Below are 25427 nucleotides of genomic sequence, written 5' to 3'. Positions count from 1 at the left end.
GAATACATATAAATGCATTCACTTCAAATATATTGATATGCAGCAATTACTTGATACCGCGGAAAATATCCGAACGATGGAAATAAGGGGAGCCGGAAGGATAGCTGAAGCAGCATCTGCAGCACTTCGTGATTATGTGCTCAACATAAAGGTGACGAACATCAAGGACTTTAATAAAAAAGTCGATGAAGCTGCCAGTATACTTATCCAGACCAGACCCACAGCAGTATCCCTCCCGAATGCAGTCCAGCTTACAAAGCGCCACACTGCAACAGAAGTCTCGGAAGCAAGGGAAGAGATCCTCCGTAACGCTGACAAGTTCCTGGAACAGGCAGGCCAGGCCCTTGAGAAGATGGGGGAGATCGGTGCAAAGAGGATACGCGACGGCGATGTCATAATGACACACTGCAATTCCCATGCTGCCCTTTCGGTCATAACAACCGCTTTTGAACAGGGTAAAGACATATCAGTCATTGCCACCGAATCAAGACCAAGAAGGCAGGGACTCATTACCATAAAGGAACTTAACGATCATGGCATCCCAACCACGCTGATCGTGGATTCCGCAGTAAGATATTGTATGAAGGATGTTGACACCGTAATAGTAGGTGCGGATGCAATAACCATCAACGGCGCACTTGTGAACAAAGTGGGTACATCCCAGCTTGCACTTGCCGCAAATGAAGCAAGGAAGAACCTCTTATGCGCGGCAGAGACTTTCAAGTTCAGCCCGAAGACCATTCATGGAGATCTTATCGATATTGAGGAAAGGTCACCGGAAGAGGTCATCGACACCGAGGTTCTTGCAGGAATGCCAAATGTGAAGGTCAAAAATCCTGCATTCGACATAACCCCTGCAGAGTATATTGACATGATAATAACAGAGGTAGGTGCATTCCCGCCACAGATGGCCTACACCATCATCAAAGAGCACCTCGGATGGGAATTTACAAAAATGGGCTGAAAGGGTCAAAGGTCTCAAAGGAGACCTTTTACATCATTATCAATAACACGTTTTGTTTCATCCAGTTCATCAACAAACTTAAGCCCGGTATCATCAAGCTTTTCTGAAACTGCAGACCAAAGGAGCTCATAGCTCGAGCCTTCTTTTTCCTTATCCACATCAGCATTCACCCTGTTCGCGGTCTCAAATATCTGTTCCTTAAGGTCTTTCCTATATCGTTCCATATCACGTGAGAACTCATCCCTTAGCTTGTCCACCTACTCTCTTTTGAGTAGAACGGATACCTATAGAAGAAAGATAACTTGTCCAGGTGGCACCAATAACAAATGACTCTAGAAAATTGGACACGCCCTCAGAAATGAACATAATATCCACCTGACCGGAAAGAAGGGTTCCAAATACGCCACCCAGAACGATATAAAAGAAGAATCCTAGCCCGCGAGAGAGAAGCTGACCATTCTTTATCTCTTTTTCCAGAACATGCAAACGGGCCCTTTCAGCTTCCACTTCCGTCAGATAACTTTCCAACACACGAGATAGGACCTGTGCATCATCGGATATCGAAGCAGCCTTCAAACGATCCTGCAAAGAATCTAGGTCCGACTCGGTTTTCTCTATATGCTTGCGATGTCTGCGAGCTTCTCTTTGCATATCAGAAATATCATAAAGAGGACGGAATTCAGGAATGGCCACATCCTTGGATATATAAACCAGCAATAGAGCACCAAACGCACCAAAAAGGAACGTTCCGAACTGAGCACCTTCCAACATCCATATCCCCCAGAGATGAACTTACATCATTCGATCAAATATCCCACCGGACTTTCAGTATAATAGCTTGCCAGACGCTCTGCATTCTGAGGAGACATCGTTTCTTCTGAACCGAACAGGATACTTGAAAGAGATGGTTTGTTAATGTAATACACCGAAGGTTCGCCTTCCATACCACCAAGTTCAGCCGCTGCATCAATAGCATCATAGAAATTACCAAGCTCGTCCACAAGCCCGAGCTTCTGTGCTTCCTTACCAATGTAGATACGACCATCTGCAATATCTTTCACTTCACCCTTTGTCATATTACGGTTTTCCGCAACACTGGTAATGAACAGGTCATAGACGTCAAGCACAACATTATCCACATATTCTTTCTCCTCAGGAGTAAGTCCCCTCCAATCGCCACCCACGTCCTTGAATGAACCCGATTTGGAGACATAGAACTCAATACCTTCGTCATCGTAGTACGCAGACCTATTTGTGTAGACACTGATGACACCGATACTTCCAGTGGTCGTGGAAGGATTTGCAACAATGAGATCCGCAGGTGCAGAGATATAATATGCAGCACTCGCCGCCACGTCACCCATGGAGATGACCACAGGGATACCCATATCCTGTACTCTCTTGATCTCAGTGACTATCTCTTCTGCGGCCACAGGAGATCCACCACCGCTATTTACTCTAAGTACAATGGCTTTTACACTATCGTCCTCGGTTGCTTTACGCAGACTGTTACAGACATCTTCAGAAGTAGCATAACCAAAGCCAGAGGGGAGGTTTCCTGTCAGCATGAAACCCTGCACATAGATAACTGCGACCCGCTCATCGGTAGTATAGAGGTCCCCGCCGAATGACAGATAGATAACTGCGAAACTGCCGCCTATAATTAACATCAGTACTGAGATGACCGCAATATATTGCCATTTGCGGTCCTTCTTTTCAGGAGTTGCGTACTGGGGCGGTTCCCTGGATGAAATCGGTTCATTTCCATATGGAACCCTTTTATCCCCCATATCAACGTAAGGGACCTTCTTCACAGTACCAGCATCCGAGGGTTCGGAAGTATCCACAACAACATTATCCACTGAGCCCCCTTGCTCATGAACATTGTCCAGTACCTCCGTATATTCAGGCTCCGGCGAATATTCCAATGCACCAAGATCGGGAGCTCCCAATACGGATTCTTCAAGGAGCTCTTCCATAAGCTCATCGTTATCCTCATTCTCATTTTCTGGATCTGTGTTATAGGTCATCTAACACCCCTAATATATATTGTAAATTGTACCTGACCATTCAAAAAGCTTCTCTTATGGACACATATAAGCGAAATATATTTTATGATTGCACACTATGCAAAAGAAAACTAATGATCATGGAGACCAATAATGTCCAAATTCCCATCAGAGAAACCAGTTCTTGTCACATGCGGACTGCCTTATGCCAATGGAAAGGCGCATGTAGGTCATTTACGCACATATGTTCCCGCAGACATATTCACAAGGTCCTTAAAAAAGACAGGACAGGAAGTCACATTCGTTTGTGGTTCCGATACACACGGAACTCCCATAGTGTTCAATGCAGAGGAACTTAAAACGACGCCTACCGAGATCATAAAGGTATATCACAAACACTTCGATGAGACCTTCAAGAAAATGGGAGTTATGTTCGATGCATTCGGCACCACAGATGACCCCACCAACCATAACCGTACAACCGAAATAGTAAGCAAACTCATAGAGAACGGTTATGTTTACCCAAAGACCATCGAGATAGCATACTGCCCTTCCTGCGACCGTTCCCTTCCGGACAGGTACGTAAAGGGAACATGCCCTCACTGCAAAAAAGAAGCAAGAGGAGACGAATGCGACCAGGGGTGTGGAAAACATCTTGAACCGGGAGAACTTGAACATCCCACCTGTACCACATGCAACGGACCTGCTGAATATAAACAACAAGAGCATTTCTTCTTCAAGCTTTCACAGTTCAAGGATTTCCTTTTGGAACATCTTGAAGGGCTTGGCGGAACCCTCAATGCAAGAAATTATGCCCTCGGCTGGGTAAATCAGGAACTTACAGACTGGTGCATCACAAGGAGTCTCGATTGGGGAATCAAGTTCCCGGGACATGAGGACCTTGTGGTATACGTTTGGGTGGATGCACCTATCGGATACATCGCATTCACAGAAGAATGGGCAGAAGCAAATAATGAGAGCTGGGAGAAGTTCTGGAAAGATGACGGAAGTATAATCCACTTCATAGGAGGGGATATCATCTACCACCACTGCATATTCTGGCCTGCAATGCTCAAAGGTGCCGGATACAATCAGCCGGATGCGGTCGTCGCTTCAGGAATGGTAAAGATCGAGGACAGGACATTCTCCAAGAGCCGCGGATATGTTGTCTGGGTGGACGAGGATTACCTTGACCACGGATTCCACCAGGACCTGCTACGCTACTATCTTGCAAGTTATACCTCACATACAAAGGAGCTCAATTTCTCATGGAAAGTGTTCCAGGATAAGGTCAACACCGAACTCGTAGGTGTTTTCGGAAACTTCCTGTACAGGACATTGCTGTTCACACATAAGAACTTCGGAGAGATACCGGAAGGAGAGGTAAAGCAGGACATCCTTGACGAGATCAACACAACCATTGAAAATGCAAAAGAGGCCATGGAGAACTACGAGTTCAAGAAATATGCGGACACTGTAATGGCACTTGCTTCATATGGAAACACATATTTCCAGTCGAATGAACCATGGAAGCTCATAAAAGAGAACAAGGAAGCATGTGGAGAAGTTGTCAAGAACTGCGCCCAGATCACAAAAGCACTCTGTCTGCTCTTTGAACCCATACTTCCGGAAAAGATGGAAGAGGCATGGAAACAGATAGGCATGGAAACAGACGTCCATGAAACAAATTATATGGAAGCCACTGAACTCGTAAAGAGTGGAACCACACTTGAAAAACCATCCATACTCTTTGAGAAGATAGAAGATGAGAAGACCGAAGAGATGGAAACCATATCTGCTGCAAGGGTAAAGGAAGCAATTGCAAAGGAAAGTGGCACAGAAGAAGTAGAAGAAGTAAAAGAAATAGAGGAGATGAAAGATTTGATCACATTCGACGATTTCTCAAAAATGGATATACGCATTGGAACCATCGTATCCGCTGAAGCTATCAAAAAATCAAAGAAATTACTAAAACTTCAGGTGGACCTTGGGGAAGAGGAAACACGCCAGATAGTTGCAGGCTTAAAAGAATCACATGAGCCTGAACAGCTTATAGGAAAACAGGTCGCTGTCCTCACAAACCTTGCACCTGCAAAACTTTGTGGTGTCGAATCCAACGGAATGGTACTCGCAGGAGTGGATGCTGCTGATAACGCCATCCTTTTACAGCCGGAAAAGGAAACAAATCCAGGAACCTGCATACACTGAAAAAATGAGGGGGACTTCCCCCTTAACAAAATGAACTCAATCCATCAGCATCTCAAGGTAAGATGTCCTGATGGAATCTTCTTTTTTTGACCCGATCATCTCAAGGAAGCCGAAGAGCTTTTCCCTATGGCCTTGGACATCCGAATCCGCAACAAGTTCAACTTCCACGAACTCGCCGAGACCTTCGACATTATCAAAACAGATAGTTATGTCGTCGTATTTGTAGATATCACGCGTCTTTTTCACGACACCTGACTTAAAAAAACCAAGTGCATTGAGGATGCCCCGGGCGGCCACACCATCCACAGGAGTCTCAAATTCCTCCCGCGTCTTGGAAACCTCATCGAGTTTCTTACCCTTATAGGTCATTCGTGTGCCACCATCGACACTACGCAACCTCAATGCTTCGTCCGTTTTGGCAAAATCACGATGAGGTGAATTGTAGTACACATCAACGTGATCTTCCGTACGAACTTTTTGCGCACCGAGCTTTATGACCCTGTCCTTTACAGGAGCGTGTTCGGCACGCACTTTTACTTCAATTTCGATCATTATCCGGCACGTACTTCGTTCCGTAATAGATCATACCTTTGTCACCGCTCTCGCCGAGCTTTCTGAACACAGGCTTGACCCTCAGACCAATGGAAACTTCCACTGGATCACAAACCACCTGACTGGTGAACCTTGGACCTTCATCCAGTTCGATAATGGCAAGCGCATACGGTGCCTGCATTTCAAATCCTTCCGCTGCGGTGTGGATTATAGTATAAGTCACGACCTCGCCCGGACCAGCGAACTTGTAGGACTCGATATCGCCATCACGCCTGCATTTCGGGCAAACGTTGCGTGGCGGATAGTAGTGCGTATCACAGGTCTTGCAGTGTGTTCCCACAATATTATACCGGTTGATCTGCTTTCTCCAAAATCTTGCTACAGACATTCTTAATCACCTCTTCCTCGCTAAGATGTTTACAACTGCTGTCGCGCCGGACCCTCCGACATTATGGGTCATTCCGACCTCTGCGCCATCGACCTGACGAGGACCTGAATCTCCACGAAGTTGCTGAGTGACCTCTACGAGCTGTTTGATACCAGTAGCACCGACCGGATGACCACATGCTTTCAGACCACCTGAGGTGTTCACAGGGATCTTTCCGCCAATAGCAGTCTCACCATCTTCGGTCATCTTACCACCCAGACCTTTCTTTACAAAGCCAAGATCCTCGATGGCACAAATCTCTGCAATTGTGAAACAGTCGTGAACTTCCACAAGATCAATGTCCGCAGGGGTCATCTTCGCCATCTCATAAGCACGCTTTCCTGCTGCTACGGATGCATCCAGTGTTGCGATATCACGGCGGTCATGCAAAGCAATTGTATCGCTTGCCTGTGCTGTCGCTTTCACATAGATGGGAGTGTCAGTGTACTCGTGTGCAATATCCGCAGGAGCAAGTACCAACGCTGATGCACCATCTGTGATAGGTGAACAATCGAATATGTGCAATGGGTCAGCTACCATAATGGAGTTAAGTACATTATCTACAGTGATAAGATTCTTGTACTGTGCTATCGGGTTCATTGATCCATTCTTGTGGTTCTTCACAGCAACTGCCGCGAGCTGTTCGCTTGTGGTACCATACTGATGCATGTGCATCTTTGCTATCATTGCATAAAGACCGGGGAATGTCGCACCCATGATGCCTTCCCATTCGCGGTCTGCTGCTGCCGCCAGTGCTGCTGAAGCTGCCGTTGATGAAACATCGGTCATCTTCTCCACACCCGCTGCCATCACAAGGTCCTCGTGACCGGAAGCTACTGCCATTACAGCCTGCCTGAACGCAAGACCGCCTGAAGCACATGCTGCCTCGACACGTGTGGATGGAATGTGAAGGTCTAAGGAAAGACCGGAATAATCAGCTATAAGAGCCCCAATATGCTCCTGTTCTACAAACTGCCCTCCGCTCATGTTACCAACGTACATGCCGTCCAGTTTCTCACCGGATATACCGGAATCCTCAATAGCTCCGACACCTGCTTCGACAACGATGTCCCTGAAGGATCTATCCCACATCTCACCGAAATTTGTGTTCTTAACACCAATAATTGCTACGTCTCTCATATCAACACCCTCATGCAAGCCTTATCTTACCTTTGTGTTTGGCATACATTGCATAATCCATATAGACAGGATCTTTCAAAAGATCTTCAACCTTTGGCGCAGCATCACGGACCTCATCTATCTTATCGGTCACTCTGAAACTGAACGCATCTCCGCCTGCACCGGAACCGAATGCCGTTGCAAATATCCTGTCACCTGGTTTTGCCTGGTCGAGTGTTGCGGCAATACCCATCATGCATGAACCGGAATATGTATTACCAAGTCTTGGAACAACCAGACCGGGCTTGATCTGTTCTTTAGTGAATCCCAGCATCTTTGCCACTCTTGAAGGGAACTTTCCATTTGGCTGGTGGAAAACAGCATAGTCATAATCAGAAGGTTTTGTACCCATCTTTTCCATCAGACCCTTTGCAGCACCGGTCACATGCTTGAAATAACCGGGCTCGCCTGTGAACCTGCCGCCGTGTTCCGGATATGGCATACCTTCACGTCTCCAGAAATCAGGAGTGTCGGTAGTAAATGAGAATGTGTCTTCGATAACTGCGATCATCTCAGATTCCTTGTTACCGATGATATAGGACACCCCACCTGCAGCTGCAGTATATTCCAGTGCATCCCCCGGAGCACCTTGGGATACATCGGCACCAATGGCCATTCCAAGATCAACCATTTTGCTGCCAACCAATCCCATACATGCCTGCATAGCAGCAGTACCTGCCTTACATGCAAACTCGAAATCTGCAGCGGTCAATACAGGAGTTGCTTCAATAGCTTCAGCAACGATCGTACTGGTGGGTTTTACAGCATACGGATGACTTTCAGAACCCGTATAAACAGCCCCTATACGCTTAGCATCTATATTATGGCGTGAAACCGCAGACCTTGCAGCTTCCACTGCAATGGTCGCAGTATCCTCATCAAGGTCAGGAACTGATTTTTCATATACCATCAGACCTGCACTGAGAATATCCGCATCATCTCCCCATACGCGGGCAATATCTTCTACTTTTATCCTGAATTTGGGGATATAAGCACCGTAAGAAACAATTCCTACACTCATTAATCATTCACCTGTTTATATGTTCAAGTTTTTCAAAATCGATCACAAAGCGATCATTATTCGATCACATGATACTGGCTGTACTTTTTCAGCACTTCGACCAGTTCATCAATGTCCATCGTTGTTGCGAGAAGTGGTATCCTGTCGATCTCTGCCATCTTCTTTGCCATCGGATCGACCTGGTTGCCACGAATCCCATGGATGACAACCGCTCCCGGTTTCAGATTGGTCACGCGAATAGCCACCAGTGGTGATTTTCCTGTGGATACCTTGGTGAATATCAATGCACGTTCGGTACTCCACCCATAGAGTTTCTGGAACTCATGGGAAGAAAGCTCAAGGATGGCCTTCTTACTATCCACAACCGTAAAACCGTAAAGAGGTTTTTCCACACCCTTGTTCACAACATCCGCTTCGATCAGGGTTGCAAGTTTGGCGAGCTGCATAGGATATGTATATTCATAGGTCGCATACACCGCCTTAGCTCCCGGATTGGCATAAAGCATGCCTTCGTAGCTGTGTATTTTCTGTCCGCCCTTTGAAGTATCGATCTCCAAAAGAGCATCGACTATCTTGCTGACAATGAGAGTTCCTGGAGACTTTCGCCGTCCACTTTCATAATCACTGATGACAGAAGGAGATACTTTTAGATAGCCCGAAAGATCAGTCTGGGCAATGTCGAAGTTAAGTCTCCATTTTTTCAGCGCCTCACCGGGTTTCTCGGATAAAGTGATCTCGCCTGCCATTTTTTCAGCTAGACGCTGACGAATATTTTCATTGGCCATATCTTTGGTCATGCTTCAATAAACTGTATGAGTGTCACACATATATATGTACCGAACGCTCTTTCGACAATTGTCGAATAAAACCTATTATATGGTTCAACTATTTATAAAATGCCGATAATCTGTTATAAACCATGTCCCTGGCAGATCTGAAATTGCATGCTAATGTATCGGAACTTCTTCTGTACTTAAAATGTCCCAGACAAGTATATTATACATACAGAGAGCAGGAGCTTATGCCAACCATCAGTTCAGGATATATTGAACATATGATGTTAAAGGAGCTAGCCATGGGTTATGCAGATGTTATCAAAAAAGCAAAGCCCACAAAAGAAAGCATTTTGGAAGAACTTAGTGCGCAATTCGAACGTGTAAAGAGCGAACTTGACTTCATCTACTCCACTGAGCTAAAAAATGTCCCTTTTAATGTGATAGAGACTGCTGAAAAGAACGTATTTGAACTGCTTGATAATATTGCAACAAACCTTTCCGATGCGGTCTTCAAGAGCAACGAAGTTGACATCATACAAAGTATAATGCCTCATCGAACGGAACCTGTACTTCATTCTGACAGATTGAAACTGACAGGTATTCCTTCTGCCATAGTACAATATGGAGAAAGGATGGTACCCCTTTCCATCAGAACCGGAAGATGCCCGGAAAACGGAGTTTGGGGAAACGATAGGATACATATTGCAGCTCTTTCAATGCTGGTAGAGGAAAACGGCGGGAAAATAGTAGAGTTCGGTTTTGTGGAATATGCAAAGGAAGGAAAGATACGAAAAGTGAAGGTCAGACCTGAGGATAGAAGACAGGTGCTTAAGATACGCGACCGTGTCGACAGAATAAAAGACGGAAACCTACCTGAACGTAAAGAAGGGAAGATCTGCGAACATTGTAATTTCACACATTTATGCACAACCAAGTCCACTCTTGCCTCTAAATTCTTCTAAGATATCCGAGCACCCAACACCTATTTATGTATTCTTCCAGTGTCCATCTACAATGTCAAAACCTGTATATCTGGGAAAACTGCTTCTGCACTGGTGTAAAGACTGTAATGTCCCCGTACTCGGGAAAAAATGCAGTTGTGGCAAGGCAACTACGAAAGTGGGTGTTACACCGCCTGGCGACATCAGACCAGCATTTCAGTATGATATAGACAATATAAACACAGTTTCATTGGAACAGTTCAATGCACCCCTGATACCTGAAGGGCACTTAGCGGTACTCAACAAAGCACCCTACGATGACAGAATGGAAGAAGTGATCGTTGATGGTGAAGTCCTTGCAAGTTTCCGTTTTGAAATGGACAGCCTGAAGTGGGTACTCCTGCCAAGACTGGCCGGTGCAAGACGCCTTTTTGAAAGCAAGGACCTGAAAGAGATGAAAGGTTGGGTAGTGCTTGATAGCGGTGCGGTCAGTTTTATCTTGAAAGGGGCAAGCGTACTGGCCCCGGGAATCGTAGATGCCGACCCACAGATACAGGTCTCGGACGAGACCGTTGTACTTACACCCGAAGGCGAGATCGTTGCAGTCGGAAGAGCACGCATGACCGGTGCGGATATGATCGAGCAGAAAAAGGGTGTTGGTGTCAAGAACAGATGGAAAGGCAAACCCGAAAAGATAGATGTGCCTGAAGGCGGACAGACATGGGATGATGCGGTCAAAGCGAATTCCGAAATACTTGAGCTCTTCGAGGATAAAGCACACCAATTCATCAAACAGGTCAATGAAACTGTGAAACGGCCGGTTAGCGTGTCCTATTCAGGAGGAAAGGACAGCCTTGCAGTATTACAGCTTGTCAGTGAGTGCCTTGATGATTACGAACTCCTTTTCGCTGACACCGGGCTTGAATTCCCTGAAACCATAGAGAATGTGAAGGACATAGTGGATCATTATCAGCGCCCGCTTCGAACAAAGAATGCAGGAGAAGCGTTCTGGGAATCTGTCGGGAACTTCGGACCTCCTTCAGTGGAAGCACGCTGGTGTTGCAAGGTCTGTAAACTTGGACCTATCGCACAGATAATCAATGACAATTATGAGAACGGTTGTCTCACTTTTATCGGGCAGAGAAAGTACGAATCCGCTGCAAGGGCAAACAGTGAACGGATCTGGAAGAACCCGTGGGTAGGCAACCAGATCGGAGCGTCACCCATACAGGACTGGACAGCAATGCATGTCTGGCTCTATATCTTCAAGACCGGTGTACCCTATAATGTAATGTACGAGAGGGGATTCGACCGTATAGGATGCTGGTTATGCCCATCGTCCTCATTGTCAGACCTGTACAGGCTGAAAGAAACACATCCTGAGCTGGAAAAACGACTTAATGACCATCTGCTTGAATATGCGGAGAAGATGGGACTGTCGAAAGAGTGGGTAGAGCACGGACTATGGAGATGGCAGACCCTCCCACCCGCTATTGCAAAAGTAGCAGAGGAAAAGGGAATCAATATCATACCAAAGAGTGATGTTAAAGGTGAGCTGAAATTCAGTGTAACCTCAGGATACAGACCATGCCGCGAAGGTGGAATGTCAGCTGAAGGCAGTTTTGGTATTGCACTGGACATGGAACTTCTGGAAACCACCGGATTGCTCCGTGCAGCAGGTAAAGTTGCCTATATCGAGGGTGTTGCTTCTGTGCATCACGAAGATGACCGTGCACAGATATTCGCATCAGGGACAGTAACTGCAAGAGGCAATAACGAAACAGACGCAAGAGAGTTCATGACCCAGATCGAAAGAGCTGTAAGACGGTCTTTGAAATGTATGGGGTGTGGGGTCTGCGTAGGAAAGTGTCCTAAAGACTGTATCAATATAGAAGACGGAAAGGCGATCATAAGCAGTAAATGCACTCATTGTGGTGCTTGTGTTACAATTTGCCCGGTTGTGAAATTTGGGTGAACTTTGGAATTGACGGTCATAATGGCCAACCAGAACATTTATACAACATATATAACAATCTAACTTGGTGATTTTTTGGTAAAAAGGGCACTGCTAAGCGTCTCTGACAAAACTGGAATCGTGGATTTCGCACGGGGACTAGAGCAACTGAACATAGAGATTATATCGACTGGCGGAACTGCGAAGATGCTTCGCGATGCGGGTATTGAGACGATCGACGTCTCAGAAGTTACCGGTTTCCCTGAAATGATGGGAGGACGTGTAAAAACACTCCACCCAAGAATACACGGCGGATTGCTGTGTATGAGAGGAAATCTTGAACACATGGGAGAAGCTGAGAAGGAATCCATCGAGCTTATCGACATGGTAGCTGTCAATCTTTACCCCTTCGAGATAACAGTCTCGAAAGAGGGTGTGAACCTTGACGAAGCTATCGAGAACATCGATATCGGAGGACCAACCTTACTTCGTTCTGCCGCTAAGAACTACAAGTCTGTAACAGTAATATCAGACCCTGAAGACTATGGAGAAGTCCTCAAGGAATTGAGGTCTGCCGGCGTGGTCTCTGACACCACCCGCGAGAAACTTGCGGTCAAAGTATTCAGGCACACTGCAAATTATGACAGCAATATTGATACGTACCTGAGCAAGACCCTCCTCGATGAAGATGTCCTGCGTATGAACTTCACTGAGGGTACAAAGCTCAGATATGGAGAGAACTGGCATCAGGAAGCTACATTCTATAAAGATGAGGCGATCATTGGTCCTGCACTCTCAAATGCAAAACAATTGCATGGAAAGGAACTTTCGTACAACAACTATGTAGATGCGGACAATGCACTCCAGACCATCAAAGAGGTAGGCAACAAAAACCCCGCAGTTGCCATTGTTAAACACAACAACCCATGCGGACTGGCAACCGGTAACACTCTTTGCGAAGCTTTGCAGCATGCGTGGGACGGCGACCCCATATCCGCATTTGGCAGTATAATTTGCACCAATACCGTTTTCGACCTTGAATCCGCAGAGTTCCTCAAGGGTAAGTTCGTGGAGATCATACTCGCACCAGGATTCGAGCATGATGCCCTTGAATATCTGAAAGATAAGAGCTCAAATCTTCGCCTTCTTGAATTGCCACAGTTCAATGATGCATTTGATACCGAGACCACATACAAATATGTGATCGGCGGAATGCTGAAACAGACAAGGAACATCGGGCTTTACGAGAAGTGGGACTGTGTTACTGAAACTGCATACCCTGAAGAGAAACGCGGACTGTCCGAATTCTGTATTTGCGCCTGCAAGAGCACAAAATCCAATTCCGTGACACTTGCATACGAATACAAGGACGGATGCTACGTTATGATAGCAATGGGAGCAGGACAGCCAAACCGTGTTGATTCCATACGCAAACTTGCAGCAACAAAAGCAAAAGAGAACCTTGAGATCATCTATGAAAGGGAAAAGCCGGATATGAGCTTTGAAGAATACTGGCAATCAATACTTTCAGAGTCGGTCATGGCATCTGATGCGTTCTTCCCATTCGATGACAGTATAATCTATTCTGATGAAAGCAAGATAAGATACATAATTTCACCAGGCGGTTCCATAAGGGACGATGAGGTCATAGCTACTGCAAATCGTCTGAACATCTCAATGGTGTTCACTGGAATGAGACACTTCCTACACTAATCAGATCCCGGATGTGTGCTTTTGCACACATTCGCTTCTTTTTTAGGACTTATTCTGCCACAACACATATCAGTATATATTTATAATAAATTTAATATTAATTGGATTTGTATATTTGGCGAGTATGGGAGTAGGAGCCATTAATACGGACCTATAAGTTGTATTTTTATCAAAACTTAGAAAAAAAGGAAGACAGGGTTTTAAAAAATACAAGTATGTGAAAGTAAATATTTAAAAAGTGTCCCACCAATTATATATGCAATCGGTACACCCAACACTATGGAGCTAAGGGAAATGAAATCAAGTGGATTGCTAAGCGTTCTCACATTTTCAGAAAAAAGAAAAGACCTTCTTTTCTTCATAGAAGAAGAACCTCGTACATTATCACAAATAAAGGATTATTTCAAGGTGAGCTCGCCAGAGATATCACCCCGAATAAAAGAGATGGAAGCTTCAAACCTTATATGTAAAGATGAAAAAAAGTACTACATTACACCAATCGGAAGAGTGGCATCCAAGTATCTAAAACCACTGATAAAAACCCTTGATGCCATCGAAAGGAACGAAGATTTCTGGAAAGAACACTTACTTGATGGAATACCACAAAAGCTTCTTGATAGGATCGGTGACCTTGGTGAATGTTCTGTCCACCAGGAAGGTCTGGAAAACATATATGATTCCCATAAGAATTTTCTTGATGACATCAATAACTCAAGCGAGATATATGGGGTTTCCACCATCTTTATCCCAAGATATCCGGAATTCTTTGTCAGTCTCGCCAAAAATGATGTTCCTACAAAGCTCGTTTTGACAAAAAATGTTTTTGAAAAGGTGAAGAACGAATACAGAGATTCACTAGAGACGTATCTGAACTCTGATAATACAAAGCTCTACCTGATCGATGAAGCAAAGGTCGCATTCGTTGTAACCGACCAGTTCTTTTCCATGTCATTGTTCTTCAAGAACGGAACATATGACCCACAAAACGATTTAATAGGACACGACAAAGCTGCCGTCAAATGGGGAAAAGAACTATTTGAGCATTATAAAGAGAAAGCAAAGGAGATCAAATCCCTTTAACATCCCTTCCATACAATCAAACTCCCATAATTGCTCTTAGACCTACTACCATACTCGATTCGCCATCCACAACGAACAGTCGTTTGTACAACCTGTTCTTTGACTCTTTTTCAACCGGTGCTGCAAAGCGATCGATACAGACGATACCAGCAATGAAGCTGTAGACCAGCACCATCGGCTCATAGGCAATAAGACCTGACATTATCAGAATTGACAGAAGTGAATGAGAGAATAAGTGGATACCCAGAAGGATGTCACGTGTCTTTTGTTCGCCAAGACTTACAGGAAGTGTTTTTATTCCTGCCAGTGCATCGCCTTTGAGATCTTTGAAATCATACACTGAAGAGTTTACGAAAAGTTTGCACCCAAAATAAAGGAATACAGCAAACACCGGCAATATGCTTTCTGCATACCAACCTGCAATACCGGCAATGAATGCACCCCATGTTATGCCGACAACCAGATTTTTCACACCGAGACCGCCTTTGAGCTTGAGATGATGTGTTCCGACCTTGATCCCTTTACTGTAAAGGAAACCGGTCACCAGGGGCAAAAAAGCAAGAAGCAATAAACCGTCAAGGAACAGGAAATAAGCACCAATAAGGAATGTCAGCACTGATGCAAAAAGTGCAATATCCCTTCTTGCCCCAGTAAGCTCAGACCTGTTCACCGCATCTTCCTCAGAATCAAGTGCACGATCGAGAGTATAGACAGAATATACCACCAGGCCGCCACCTATACAGGAAAGGATATTGAATTGCAACTGCAGCAAAAGGAAAGCAAGGTATATCCTTAAAGCGCCGGAAATCGACACCAGTGTAGAACTGTTCAAAAGGTGTAGCGTTGGCCACAGACTTGAAATGTCCGGGAAATGGTATGAATTTTGGTTGTTTTTCGGAAATCTGACATTATCTAATGAGAAAGATGTTTTTTCACCCATGGATATAAAATTGCACAACTTCCTGATATTAGTAATTTGGTATACTATTATACCATTGAACTACTTTAGTAGTGCCGACTGGTTAAGTCATAATCCTAAAAGTCACACTAAAAGAGATAAATACGGAACTGATTTATAAGGTGTTTTCATTTCATCCCACAGACTTCTGAGGAAATACCTATGAACGAGAGATCCAGAATGCTTTCAGAAGATAGCATTAAAAAGGTCCTTTTTAAGCTTTCACTGCCTGCGACCGTTGGAATGATAGTCCAGGCCCTCTATAGTCTTGTAGATACTATTTTCGTAGGACGGGCACTTGGAGCGGAAAGTGTACAGGGTATTGCAGGGATAACCATTGCATTCCCGATCCAGATGATAATCATGGGAATAGCACTCACAATAGGCATAGGAAGTGCGTCCATTATCTCCAGAAGCTTAGGTGCAAGGATACACGAACGTGCAGATATCGCACTCGGAAACGCCATAACTGCCATACTTGCACTTAGCATCGTTATGACGATATTAGGTGTCATTTACATTGAACCCCTGCTGAGAATGTTCGGTGCCACAGAAACGATCATGCCTTTTGCATACGATTATACAAAGATAATCCTCTACGGCACGATATTCTTTGCATTTTCCATGACACTAAATAACATTGTTCGTGCGGAAGGAAATGCAAGAGTGGCCATGTTTACAATGGTAATATCAGCAGGGCTTAACATAATCCTTGACCCCATATTCATCTTTGGACTGAATATGGGCATAAAAGGTGCAGCTATTGCAACCGTTATTTCACAGGTGGTAAGTGCCCTCTACATTCTATATTATTTCACAAAGGGAATGAGCAGTTTTCATTTCCACATAAGGTATTTCGTACCCCACCCCGAGATACTGAAAGAGATGGTCACCATCGGAACGTCCTCATTTGCAAGAAGTGCATCGGGCAGCCTTATGGTGATAGTGATAAACAATGTGCTTGCTGTTTACGGAGGAGATATCCCGATAGCAGTATTTGGTGTCGTTAATAGATTGTTCATGTTCACTTTCATGCCAATGATAGGCATTGTGCAGGGTTTACAACCTATAGTGGGGTTCAATTATGGTGCAAAGAACTACGAAAGGGTCATCAGTTCTACAGCATTGGCCATGAAAATAACTACAGTGGTATCAATTGCAGGGTTCTTACTGCTCTTCATATTCCCAAACCAGTTGTTCAGCATATTCACCACTGACCAACAGTTGATAGAGGCAGGAAAAGCAGCAATGAGGATAATGGCACTTGCACTACCCCTGGTCGGATTCCAGATAGTAGGAGCATCCATATATCAGACATTGGGAAAAGCGAAACCAGCATTTTTCCTGTCGATCAGCAGACAGGTGCTTTTCCTGATACCGCTTGTCCTTATACTTCCTCGTTTCTTTGAACTTCAGGGAGTATGGATGGCGTTCCCATTATCTGACGGACTGTCTTTTCTGGTGACCTTCGTCATGCTGGCAAAGGAATACAGTCTTTTCAAAAAGGATATACATCCGGATCTTTCCTGAACCTTTTTCAATCATCAGAAGCGTTGTCCCACCACATCCTGACCCGCGTGGTATCCCCAAAGTGCAGTATAGAACCATCTTCATTGACAGGCAGGATCTCTTTCAGATATTCCCTGAGTATTGAGACCTGTGCATCAGTGTATGCCCTATAATGCGGAACATAGTGTTTGACCGCTTCGTCCATGGAAGAAAAGGTCATACTTCTCTGCATGGGGAATACCTCCATATTGGGGAATATACCCATATTATAAAGGACATTGTACATGATATTGCATTTCGGGGAACTGTGATACTCCTCATTATGCAGAGCAGGCCATATGGCACGGTATTGATCATCCCAGGATGTTTCCCCTGCAAACCAGTAAACATAAACAGAACCACTGGAAACCGCCTGTATCTGTTCGAACGTTTGCCTTATATCGGGCACATTCAGCGAATAAGAAGCAATGATGACATCGAACTTTCCACCAAGTTCATCAATATCGAGATCTTCCCAGCCTTTGTGAATGCACTTGACATTGCTGATCCCCAGCTCCTCGAGATTTTCCTGCAATACTGACATCATCCCGTCCGAGGGTTCAACTGCAACCACTTCCCGAACACGTTTTGAGATCGGGATTGCAAGAGCACCTGGCCCGGAACCAATATCAAGAACGCGCGAATCAGCTTTAAGATCGAGCTCACTCAAAGTCTGTTCAATGCGGTCAGCACCCTTGTTCTGTGACATTTCCCAGTATCTTCTGGCATTTTCCTTACTTTCCCAGATATCAACTTTTTCCAGAGTTCCCTCCACCTCATTATAAATCCTCATCTGTTCTTTCCAGACATCGTTCCAGTCAATTTTATTCAGTTTCATAAGAAATTGAATTGAACTCATATTGCATAAATGTTCTTAAATCGAAAAAATGTAAGTTAGAAGAAAGACATTATTTTATTCACAAAGCTGGTTAAGAAATTAGAATTGGAACTTGAAGCTTTATTTTTATTTCCATTAACTATTGTAGATATCGAGGAAACGTTCTTAATAGGATTCTCTCTTTCGGCCTTCAGAATTGAAGACTTCATATCGCCACTTGCATTATTCATTTGTACACTTTTATTTCTTACATCATTCATTGACACACTTACATTTCTTAAAGCATCAATTCGAGCAACAGACGTTTCTTGGTTGCTCATAAAAATTTGTTTGAGAGATTCTGAAGAGTTTTCCATTAGAGAATTGAACTTATTAAGTGAAGATGCAAATTCGTGCTCATTAGAAGCTTCCTGGATTTCATCCCTGACATTTTCCAGCTCAAATATCATGATCCCAGCTTCTTCAATGAACGATAGATCATCGCTGTTTTCGATCTCGTTCTCAAGGAGCTCTATTTTTGAATCTATAAGGTTTGTAAATCCATTGACTCTGGGGCCAAATCCGGCTTTATCAGACATATTCCCCCTTGCATAAGCACCCCCCGATATTGAACATAACAAAATTAGCAGTATGGAGAAAGTTGCCAGACCTTTTTTCATATTAAACACCATTATAGCAATTCTTTATTGTATCATAGAACAAACATCAAACACACAAAAATAAAGATGGAGCTATTTGCCCCATTTTTGACTGAAAAGTGTTTTTAATTCAATGAACGAAACTCATTCTTCAACTGAAACCATGCCCCTTGAATGCATACCGTTCATAGGTCCACGAAAATGTATTTTGGCATTTGATCTTCTAAGTTTTTCAGGCATATCTTCAAATAGAGGAGACAATGATCCCATTACTTCGTTAATTGCCTCTTTGTCCTCAGCAGAAGATATGAGCTCCTTTGCGTCTTCAAGCTGAACTATGTGCTCATCTATAAGTTCCTCAGTGATCTCTTCGTTACCAATGTCATCGAGGTTCTCTTTTAGAGTCTCCAGCCTTTCGATCTTTTTATCAAAGGAAGTGATCAAACGTTCTTTTTGAAACTCAAATGCATCTTCTTCACTTTCGAACTCCACTGGACATACAGGACGGCCATCAGAAAGGAAAAATCCTCCACCGATCCCATGTCCCATCCTATTATTTTCGCCGAACTTCATCATTGGGAGATCTTTTGTCGTACTGTCTTCTACCGCGAGCGCACCTGTTGGAAACAAACTGAATACCATCAGGATAGCTGCAAAGCAACCAATTGTTTTCAATGTTTTATTGTTCATATTATCATCTCTGTGTCCCGGCAATACCCGAGTATTCACAATGCATCCACTGGCAGTCGAGAATATAAGCATACTTTCAGATAAAAGATATCTAAAGCATTTAATTCTTAAAAATAAGCTTATTAGAGCCCTAAAAAGCTTATTTGGAATTAATAAGCCTTTAAATTTATAATATAATACAAAAAATCGATATTTTTGTGCGTAGAATAATTTGAATAAGATCATATTGATCGATCATCGAAGAAACTTAATAAATACGAATAAAAGAGATATAAATTGAATAAATAAATAATACAGATATAAAAATGAATTTTATACATATTTAAACTCTCTTTTTATCAATGAAGGATAAAAAAAGGATTGTGAAGTTAAAGAGGCTCACAAAATGCATATTTCATTATACGAAAAAACAAAATACATCCCCTTCATAAAGTATGTTTATATCTTCAATAGCAGAACTGGAAGTATTCATTGATCGCATTTATCTGGGAAAGAGGATTATCAAAATGAAAAAGGTATTAGGCATTACCTTAGCTTTACTGACATTCATACTACTGACTTCCAGTTGTGCTGATAGACAGGATAAATTACAACACGAGGTCGTAAAACCCATCTGGTTCACATCGGACATAGGCCATGACAACAGTTACTGGCCATTTGATAGCGAACATAAACCACCATATAAACATAAAACACTATTTTTTGTAGATGAACAGGATATTGTCAATATCATAGACAGGGATATCGAAAGATCCGAAGGTGCACTTTACCATTTCGAGAAAGAAGTGGAGAGGCTGGAAAATGAAGGAGAGGATGTTAACTTACTGACCAATAGAATAGGAGAATTTCACCAGCATCTCGAAAATGCTAAGATGAACAAGACCCTTTCGGATGAACTTTCGCAAAATAATGAAAGCTACACGACCATTAGCGTAGAACAGAAAGAGTATCTTTTCAACGCAATTGAAGAACTCCGAATTGTTCATGAGATAGTGCCACAGATATTCAATGACGAACGAATAATGAAACCTGGACAGGTTAAACTAAAGGATAAAGTATACCTGAATGCAAGTGGAAATGGAACTGCGGTTCTTTCAGGAAACATCGAAATGACCCTTTCGGTCCAAAATGCTGTGGTCACTATCAGGGATGAAAATAATGACAAGATCATTTTCATCGATGGAGAATATAAACCGGAAAGCAATATCGATCCTAAAATCGTGGCTTACCGCAATGTAAACGGCACAATGGACATCACCGGAACATCCACCATAGTGATGGTACGCGGACAGAGTATTAATTTCAAGGCCATAGGAGATGGCTTTGCAGCACTATCCGGAAACGGGACCTACAGTTACGAAGAAGGGAATGGAACAATTCCAATGGAATGGATGAAACATGGATTTGCCAGTAAACGTCAAACCACTTAAATAAAAAATGAAGCCCATCACACTTATATTCTGGATAGCCATCATCCTGGCATCAATGCCATTAGCAGGTGCGGATAGCACTGCCACCATACATGGAGTGGTTTATGAATGGGACACGTTCGAACCGACTGATAATGCATATATAGAGATAAACACCACGCCCATCCAGTCCATAGTTCCACAATACGGCATCTACTCATTAGAATTACCTCCGGGAAATTACCTGATCACAGCTACTTCATACAAAGAGAACAACCTTGAATATTCCACAGAAGTTCCACTGACTATCACTGACAATGGCACCTATGTGATCGATCTTTTGCTTATGCCTGTTTATTCAGACATTGTGGAGAGTGAACAAAATGAGAAACAGCCAGCTACACAGACCAGCAGCATTTCAATAGTCTCCTACCTGTTACTTGCGATCGTACTAATGGTAGCGATTGAGAGAACGACATCAAAAGCTAAAAAAGATAAAAAAAGGCACCACGTTGAACCGGAAATAGAAATAACAGAATATTCAGCACCTGACCATGCTGAAGAAGTTCTATCGGAAGACGAGAATATGACATATCCTGAAGATATGAAGGACCTACCTTCCGACCTGCAGGAAATTGTGAAAATACTCCTATCCAATGATGGCAGTATTACACAAAAGGAGCTTCGAAGCAAGATCGATTATTCAGAAGGAAAGGTTAGTATGATGCTAAACGACCTTGAGAAGAAAGGATGGGTTGAAAAAATAAAGCAGGGAAGGGGAAATATCATATTCCTGAAAGATGAGCATGAACGAGAATAATTAATTGTCCTACATCCGCCTGCTTTTGGACAGATCTGCACTTTTTTACGCCCTTCTATTATCAGCATTTTTTTATGATTTACAGCATACCGCAAACAGCATATTTTTTTGAATTAGATGCACAATAATAGTTATAATCTAATTTTAATGCAATGAAATAGTTTTTTTAAGAATTAAAAGCCTTGAAAAAGCTTCATTATAAATTTAAATCATATTTTTCACTTAGATTATAAAGTATACTTATATTCAAGACCACTAGTGCAGAGTTGTACAAAGTGGCATTGAAACAGTGCCATTAGTACCACACCCACCCCAGGAATGGCATCTGTAACCTATCACCGATCGATCCTACAGGTACCCCCATGAAAACAAAAAAAGAGACGAGACGATTGAAAATATGAATGGAACAGAGCGTGTTGAAATGCAGGAGAACAATACCCCGCTGATAAAGCTCAGTGATGTCTGGAAAACATACCAGATGGGAGAAATTGAATTTGATGCATTGAAAAATGTGGATCTGGACATATACAGTGGAGAATTTGTTGTGATCCTTGGACCCAGCGGAAGCGGGAAAAGTACAATGATGAACCTGATAGGTTGCCTTGATGTTCCAAGTAAAGGTATCATACGGCTTGATGATCAAGACATATCAAAGTTAAAGGAGTCCGATCTTGCACAGATCAGGGGGCAAAGCATAGGATTCATTTTTCAGCAGTTCAACCTGATCCCCACACTCAATTCTTTAGAAAATGTCATACTACCCCTCGAGTTTCAGGAAGTAGACCCCGATATTGCTAAAAAGAGAGGGCAGGAACTTCTGGAGATCGTGGGTCTCGGAGATAAACTTACAAACCTGCCTTCCCAGCTTTCCGGAGGACAACGCCAAAGAGTGGCCATTGCGCGATCACTGGCCATTGATCCACCGATCATTCTTGCCGATGAACCAACCGGCAACCTCGACAGTAAAACCGGAACATACATACTGGAATTCCTGAACGAGATGCACCAGAAAGAGAAGAAAACGATCATTATTGTCACACATGATACCGAACCGGTACAGTATGCAGACAAGATAGTCTACATCAGGGACGGACAGGTCGAGAAAATAGAATACAGAAATAAGATGGAGAATTGATATGAAAAAAATGATACTATTACTACTACTTGTCTGCATGACCGCTGGAAGTGCTTCTGCAGCAGTTTATGTGGATTCCTCAATGATAACGGTTAATATGTTAAATCAAAACCCTGATCCTGCAAGGCCGGGAGAGACTATGGAGATCACCCTTAGCGTGATGAACGATGGAAATTCAGACCTTGAGGACGTTACAGTTACCATTGGACCGGAGTATCCATTCTCAAAAGTGACCGGTGAATCCCTGACCCAGACAATACCATATCTGAACTCACGGCAGGACGAAGATGATGCTGCCATACTCAAATATAAACTATTTATAGATAATGATGCGCCAGAAGACCTGTATGAACTGGATATAGTTGTAACTGACAGTGAGAACGGTGGTACGATCACAACAACCGTCAATATTGACGTCCGTGGAAAGGAATACGCACAGATCGTCACTATTACTAAATCAAACATCGACATAGCAACCGAAGAACCGCTTGAGTTCATTGTGACCAACACTGGAAACTCACCCCTGAAGAACATGGTAATATCATGGGATGAAGAAAGTGGAGTTGTCCTCCCGGTATATTCAGATAACACCAAATATATCGCATACCTCGATGCCGGTGAATCTGCAACTGTAAGCTACACCGTTATGGCTGATGTGAATGCGATTCCCGGGCTTTATCAGCTGGATATCTGCCTGAGTTTTGAGGATTATGACTCAAATATAAATGAGATAACTACGAAAGCCGGGCTTTTTGTAGGAGGAGAAACCGATTTTGATGTTTCGTTCTCCGAGAGTGCAAGTGGGGAAGTCTCACTTTCTGTTGCCAATGTGGGCAACAATGAAGCATATTCTGTGAAAGTATCAATTCCTGAGCAGGATGGATACAAAGTGACAGGAAGTTCCTCGACCATTGTAGGAAACCTGGAAAAAGGAGATTACACGATCACTTCTTTCAACATTGTTCAATCCGCAAATGTTGCAATCGACGAAAATAGTGATGATGAAAAAACTGGTACTGGAGAAAATATACCTGCAGGCCGATCTGCCAGCAGAAGTTCAGGTAATGAACTGACAGCCATTATCGAATATACTGATTCAACGGGTCAGAGGCTTTCAGTTGAGAAAAACGTTGATATTTCATTTACCTCGGGTGCAACTGGAGAAAATGATGTGGCATACGCCAAGAACAGGAATGCAAGTAGTGGGACCAGCACTACTACATACCTTCTGATCCTCGCCGCAATCGTTGTAGGAGCTGCTGCAGTATATAAAAAGAGAAAGGACAAGGAAAGGGAACAATGAGGTACAAAACATCTCTTAAACTTGCGACCAACATCCTTCTGCACAGTAAGATCAGAAGTTGGCTGACTATCATTGGCATCGTCATAGGTGTTGCATCAGTGGTTAGTATAGTTGCTCTTGGAGATGCAATGACGGAAAGTGTTGAGAGCAGCTTTGAGGATATGGACCTTACGATAATCACCGTCACTCCCGGTTATTCCGGTGCTCAGTCCTCAATGGGACCAGGCAGAGGCGGAGGCGGAGGTACTACTGCTACTATTGATGAAGACGAGCTTACAGATAAGGATATAATGGCACTCCGATCGATCGAAGAGATTGAGTATATGTACGGCCAGATCAGTGGGAAAGCCGACGTGGAATTCACGGGAGAGACCGCATCCCTGTCAGTTACCGGCGTGGATACACAAGTATGGAAGTACACATCTAATATGGACTACGATTCGGGCCGTGCCCTTGAGCCATCGGACAAGTATGTAGCGATGATCGGATACAATGTCGCAAATGAATTGTTCGACCAGCCAATTGGAGTGAACCGAGTTATCACCATAGAAGATAGATCTGTAAGAGTGGTAGGAATACTGGAAGACGGCGAGAGCAATAATGCAGTAATAATGCCGATAGATGCTGCAATAAATGTTATCGAAGATGCAGAAAAGGACGTGTACGGATCAATTGTGATAAAGGTTGAAGATGAAGAGGTCGTGGAATCGGCTGTTGAAGAGATAGAGAGTACCCTTCTTATCTCACGTCATGTTGATGAAAAGGATAGGGATTTTTCAGTAACAGATTCAAAATCACAGATGGACGGAGTATCTGATATGGTATCATCAATGACGTTCTTCCTTGGTGCAATTGCAGGAGTGTCTCTTTTAGTAGGCGCAGTGGGAATTGCAAATACAATGTTCACTTCCGTAATGGAAAAGACAAAAGAGATCGGCACAATGAAAGCCATTGGTGCGAAGAACAGGGACATCATGAGGATATTCGTTATGAATTCCGCACTTGTGGGTTTTGTAGGTGGCTTTTTAGGAATCGTTCTTGGAGAGATCGTTTCACGAGTTGTCATACCCATGAGCGGATTGCAGATCGGACGTACTGCCACGAGTTCAGCAACCGGCCTGTCCCCAGAACTAATGATCCTTGGAATAGGACTTGCAATGTTGATAGGAGTTATTTCCGGCGTTATCCCTGCATACAGTGCATCCAAGATGAAGCCGGTAGATGCTTTGAGATATGAATGAACAGACTGTAGACATTACATAGT

Annotated in this window: 24 protein-coding genes; 12 read left to right on the top strand and 12 right to left on the bottom strand. The window is 43.5% G+C overall.

Annotation, left to right across the window (positions count from 1 at the left end; all coding sequences use genetic code 11):
• Positions 1-37: 37 nt before the first annotated feature.
• Positions 38-964 (top strand): ribose 1,5-bisphosphate isomerase, encoded by a 927-nt coding sequence (locus KDK67_RS01415; protein WP_250867060.1) that lies wholly within the window; start codon positions 38-40, stop codon positions 962-964.
• A 14-nt stretch (positions 965-978) separates the two neighbouring features.
• On the opposite strand, the gene KDK67_RS01410 is transcribed toward KDK67_RS01415, so the two are convergent.
• The 3 genes from KDK67_RS01410 to sppA are packed head-to-tail and all read right to left on the bottom strand — an operon-like array spanning position 979 to position 2994.
• Entirely contained in the window at positions 979-1221 is a 243-nt protein-coding gene (locus tag KDK67_RS01410) for a hypothetical protein (protein ID WP_250867059.1), read from the bottom strand.
• Positions 1202-1735 (bottom strand): hypothetical protein, encoded by a 534-nt coding sequence (locus KDK67_RS01405; protein ID WP_250867058.1) that lies wholly within the window; start codon positions 1733-1735, stop codon positions 1202-1204. The genes KDK67_RS01410 and KDK67_RS01405 overlap by 20 nt, the downstream gene beginning before the upstream one ends.
• Positions 1736-1761: 26 nt before the next feature.
• Complete coding sequence (sppA, locus tag KDK67_RS01400) at positions 1762-2994, bottom strand: signal peptide peptidase SppA (protein WP_250867057.1); 1233 nt, start codon at positions 2992-2994, stop codon at positions 1762-1764.
• A 132-nt stretch (positions 2995-3126) separates the two neighbouring features.
• Between sppA and metG the strand changes: the two genes are divergently transcribed.
• Positions 3127-5181, top strand: a complete 2055-nt coding sequence (gene metG / locus KDK67_RS01395) for a methionine--tRNA ligase (RefSeq protein ID WP_250867056.1) — start codon at positions 3127-3129, stop codon at positions 5179-5181.
• A 36-nt stretch (positions 5182-5217) separates the two neighbouring features.
• Here the strand turns inward: metG and cyaB are convergent, their stop codons facing one another.
• Genes cyaB through KDK67_RS01370 form a run of 5 tightly spaced genes read right to left on the bottom strand, consistent with a single transcriptional unit; the run spans position 5218 to position 9157 of the window.
• A complete protein-coding gene (cyaB, locus tag KDK67_RS01390; protein ID WP_250867055.1) occupies positions 5218-5733 on the bottom strand; it encodes a class IV adenylate cyclase in 516 nt (171 codons plus the stop codon).
• Positions 5720-6121, bottom strand: a complete 402-nt coding sequence (locus KDK67_RS01385; RefSeq protein WP_250867054.1) for a Zn-ribbon domain-containing OB-fold protein — start codon at positions 6119-6121, stop codon at positions 5720-5722. Before KDK67_RS01385 ends, cyaB begins: the two co-directional genes overlap by 14 nt.
• Positions 6122-6127: 6 nt before the next feature.
• Entirely contained in the window at positions 6128-7300 is a 1173-nt protein-coding gene (locus KDK67_RS01380; protein WP_250867053.1) for an acetyl-CoA acetyltransferase, read from the bottom strand.
• A 10-nt stretch (positions 7301-7310) separates the two neighbouring features.
• Complete coding sequence (locus KDK67_RS01375) at positions 7311-8360, bottom strand: hydroxymethylglutaryl-CoA synthase (protein WP_250867052.1); 1050 nt, start codon at positions 8358-8360, stop codon at positions 7311-7313.
• A 56-nt stretch (positions 8361-8416) separates the two neighbouring features.
• Positions 8417-9157 (bottom strand): helix-turn-helix domain-containing protein, encoded by a 741-nt coding sequence (locus tag KDK67_RS01370; protein ID WP_250867051.1) that lies wholly within the window; start codon positions 9155-9157, stop codon positions 8417-8419.
• A 122-nt stretch (positions 9158-9279) separates the two neighbouring features.
• Here KDK67_RS01370 and KDK67_RS01365 point away from each other — a divergent pair, with 122 nt between their 5' ends.
• The 4 genes from KDK67_RS01365 (at position 9280) to KDK67_RS01350 (ending at position 14824) form a co-directional block, all read left to right on the top strand.
• Complete coding sequence (locus tag KDK67_RS01365) at positions 9280-10098, top strand: CRISPR-associated protein Cas4 (protein WP_250867050.1); 819 nt, start codon at positions 9280-9282, stop codon at positions 10096-10098.
• Positions 10099-10150: 52 nt separating this feature from the next.
• On the top strand, positions 10151-12052 hold the full coding sequence (locus KDK67_RS01360; protein ID WP_250867049.1) for a phosphoadenosine phosphosulfate reductase domain-containing protein: 1902 nt from the start codon (positions 10151-10153) through the stop codon (positions 12050-12052).
• Between the two features lie 75 nt (positions 12053-12127).
• Positions 12128-13744 (top strand): bifunctional phosphoribosylaminoimidazolecarboxamide formyltransferase/IMP cyclohydrolase, encoded by a 1617-nt coding sequence (gene purH / locus KDK67_RS01355; RefSeq protein WP_250867048.1) that lies wholly within the window; start codon positions 12128-12130, stop codon positions 13742-13744.
• A gap of 294 nt (positions 13745-14038) precedes the next feature.
• Positions 14039-14824: a helix-turn-helix transcriptional regulator gene (locus tag KDK67_RS01350; protein WP_250867047.1), complete on the top strand. Its 786-nt coding sequence runs from the start codon at positions 14039-14041 to the stop codon at positions 14822-14824.
• A gap of 16 nt (positions 14825-14840) precedes the next feature.
• On the opposite strand, the gene KDK67_RS01345 is transcribed toward KDK67_RS01350, so the two are convergent.
• Positions 14841-15764 carry a UbiA family prenyltransferase gene (locus KDK67_RS01345; protein ID WP_250867046.1) on the bottom strand — a complete coding sequence of 308 codons (924 nt, stop codon included), beginning with the start codon at positions 15762-15764 and terminating at the stop codon, positions 14841-14843.
• Between the two features lie 180 nt (positions 15765-15944).
• Here KDK67_RS01345 and KDK67_RS01340 point away from each other — a divergent pair, with 180 nt between their 5' ends.
• The gene (locus tag KDK67_RS01340) at positions 15945-17312 is read left to right on the top strand and encodes an MATE family efflux transporter (RefSeq protein ID WP_250867045.1); all 1368 of its coding nucleotides are present in this window, start codon (positions 15945-15947) and stop codon (positions 17310-17312) included.
• A gap of 7 nt (positions 17313-17319) precedes the next feature.
• Here the strand turns inward: KDK67_RS01340 and KDK67_RS01335 are convergent, their stop codons facing one another.
• The 3 genes from KDK67_RS01335 to KDK67_RS01325 form a co-directional block, all read right to left on the bottom strand.
• Positions 17320-18168 carry a class I SAM-dependent methyltransferase gene (locus KDK67_RS01335; RefSeq protein WP_250867044.1) on the bottom strand — a complete coding sequence of 283 codons (849 nt, stop codon included), beginning with the start codon at positions 18166-18168 and terminating at the stop codon, positions 17320-17322.
• 56 nt (positions 18169-18224) lie between these two features.
• Positions 18225-18827, bottom strand: a complete 603-nt coding sequence (locus tag KDK67_RS01330) for a hypothetical protein (RefSeq protein WP_250867043.1) — start codon at positions 18825-18827, stop codon at positions 18225-18227.
• A 123-nt stretch (positions 18828-18950) separates the two neighbouring features.
• Positions 18951-19535 (bottom strand): hypothetical protein, encoded by a 585-nt coding sequence (locus KDK67_RS01325; RefSeq protein ID WP_250867042.1) that lies wholly within the window; start codon positions 19533-19535, stop codon positions 18951-18953.
• 467 nt (positions 19536-20002) lie between these two features.
• On the opposite strand from KDK67_RS01325, the gene KDK67_RS01320 reads away from it, so the two are divergent.
• The 5 genes from KDK67_RS01320 (at position 20003) to KDK67_RS01300 (ending at position 25404) form a co-directional block, all read left to right on the top strand.
• Positions 20003-20926 carry a hypothetical protein gene (locus KDK67_RS01320; protein ID WP_250867041.1) on the top strand — a complete coding sequence of 308 codons (924 nt, stop codon included), beginning with the start codon at positions 20003-20005 and terminating at the stop codon, positions 20924-20926.
• A 7-nt stretch (positions 20927-20933) separates the two neighbouring features.
• A complete protein-coding gene (locus tag KDK67_RS01315; protein ID WP_250867040.1) occupies positions 20934-21725 on the top strand; it encodes a helix-turn-helix transcriptional regulator in 792 nt (263 codons plus the stop codon).
• Between the two features lie 397 nt (positions 21726-22122).
• Positions 22123-22860: an ABC transporter ATP-binding protein gene (locus KDK67_RS01310; RefSeq protein WP_250867039.1), complete on the top strand. Its 738-nt coding sequence runs from the start codon at positions 22123-22125 to the stop codon at positions 22858-22860.
• A gap of 1 nt (position 22861) precedes the next feature.
• Positions 22862-24163 (top strand): COG1361 S-layer family protein, encoded by a 1302-nt coding sequence (locus KDK67_RS01305; RefSeq protein WP_250867038.1) that lies wholly within the window; start codon positions 22862-22864, stop codon positions 24161-24163.
• Positions 24160-25404: an ABC transporter permease gene (locus tag KDK67_RS01300; protein ID WP_250867037.1), complete on the top strand. Its 1245-nt coding sequence runs from the start codon at positions 24160-24162 to the stop codon at positions 25402-25404. The genes KDK67_RS01305 and KDK67_RS01300 overlap by 4 nt, the downstream gene beginning before the upstream one ends.
• Positions 25405-25427 lie beyond the last annotated feature (23 nt).

This window comes from Methanococcoides seepicolus, from assembly GCF_023684405.1.
GTDB lineage: Archaea > Halobacteriota > Methanosarcinia > Methanosarcinales > Methanosarcinaceae > Methanococcoides > Methanococcoides seepicolus.
The sequence above is the reverse complement of the archived record's forward strand: the minus strand, read 5'-3'. Positions and strand labels throughout refer to the sequence as shown.

Coding starts and splice junctions, on each gene's coding strand:
- KDK67_RS01370 (WP_250867051.1), bottom strand. CDS start 9,157: ATGACCAAAGATATGGCCAATGAAAATATTCGTCAGCGTCTAGCTGAA.
- KDK67_RS01335 (WP_250867044.1), bottom strand. CDS start 18,168: ATGAAACTGAATAAAATTGACTGGAACGATGTCTGGAAAGAACAGATG.
- KDK67_RS01350 (WP_250867047.1), top strand. CDS start 14,039: ATGAAATCAAGTGGATTGCTAAGCGTTCTCACATTTTCAGAAAAAAGA.
- KDK67_RS01345 (WP_250867046.1), bottom strand. CDS start 15,764: ATGGGTGAAAAAACATCTTTCTCATTAGATAATGTCAGATTTCCGAAA.
- KDK67_RS01365 (WP_250867050.1), top strand. CDS start 9,280: ATGTCCCTGGCAGATCTGAAATTGCATGCTAATGTATCGGAACTTCTT.
- KDK67_RS01305 (WP_250867038.1), top strand. CDS start 22,862: ATGAAAAAAATGATACTATTACTACTACTTGTCTGCATGACCGCTGGA.
- KDK67_RS01330 (WP_250867043.1), bottom strand. CDS start 18,827: ATGAAAAAAGGTCTGGCAACTTTCTCCATACTGCTAATTTTGTTATGT.
- KDK67_RS01405 (WP_250867058.1), bottom strand. CDS start 1,735: ATGTTGGAAGGTGCTCAGTTCGGAACGTTCCTTTTTGGTGCGTTTGGT.
- cyaB (WP_250867055.1), bottom strand. CDS start 5,733: ATGATCGAAATTGAAGTAAAAGTGCGTGCCGAACACGCTCCTGTAAAG.
- KDK67_RS01375 (WP_250867052.1), bottom strand. CDS start 8,360: ATGAGTGTAGGAATTGTTTCTTACGGTGCTTATATCCCCAAATTCAGG.
- sppA (WP_250867057.1), bottom strand. CDS start 2,994: ATGACCTATAACACAGATCCAGAAAATGAGAATGAGGATAACGATGAG.
- KDK67_RS01300 (WP_250867037.1), top strand. CDS start 24,160: ATGAGGTACAAAACATCTCTTAAACTTGCGACCAACATCCTTCTGCAC.
- KDK67_RS01310 (WP_250867039.1), top strand. CDS start 22,123: ATGAATGGAACAGAGCGTGTTGAAATGCAGGAGAACAATACCCCGCTG.
- KDK67_RS01315 (WP_250867040.1), top strand. CDS start 20,934: ATGAAGCCCATCACACTTATATTCTGGATAGCCATCATCCTGGCATCA.
- KDK67_RS01380 (WP_250867053.1), bottom strand. CDS start 7,300: ATGAGAGACGTAGCAATTATTGGTGTTAAGAACACAAATTTCGGTGAG.
- KDK67_RS01340 (WP_250867045.1), top strand. CDS start 15,945: ATGAACGAGAGATCCAGAATGCTTTCAGAAGATAGCATTAAAAAGGTC.
- KDK67_RS01360 (WP_250867049.1), top strand. CDS start 10,151: ATGTCAAAACCTGTATATCTGGGAAAACTGCTTCTGCACTGGTGTAAA.
- metG (WP_250867056.1), top strand. CDS start 3,127: ATGTCCAAATTCCCATCAGAGAAACCAGTTCTTGTCACATGCGGACTG.
- KDK67_RS01320 (WP_250867041.1), top strand. CDS start 20,003: ATGAAAAAGGTATTAGGCATTACCTTAGCTTTACTGACATTCATACTA.
- KDK67_RS01415 (WP_250867060.1), top strand. CDS start 38: ATGCAGCAATTACTTGATACCGCGGAAAATATCCGAACGATGGAAATA.
- KDK67_RS01385 (WP_250867054.1), bottom strand. CDS start 6,121: ATGTCTGTAGCAAGATTTTGGAGAAAGCAGATCAACCGGTATAATATT.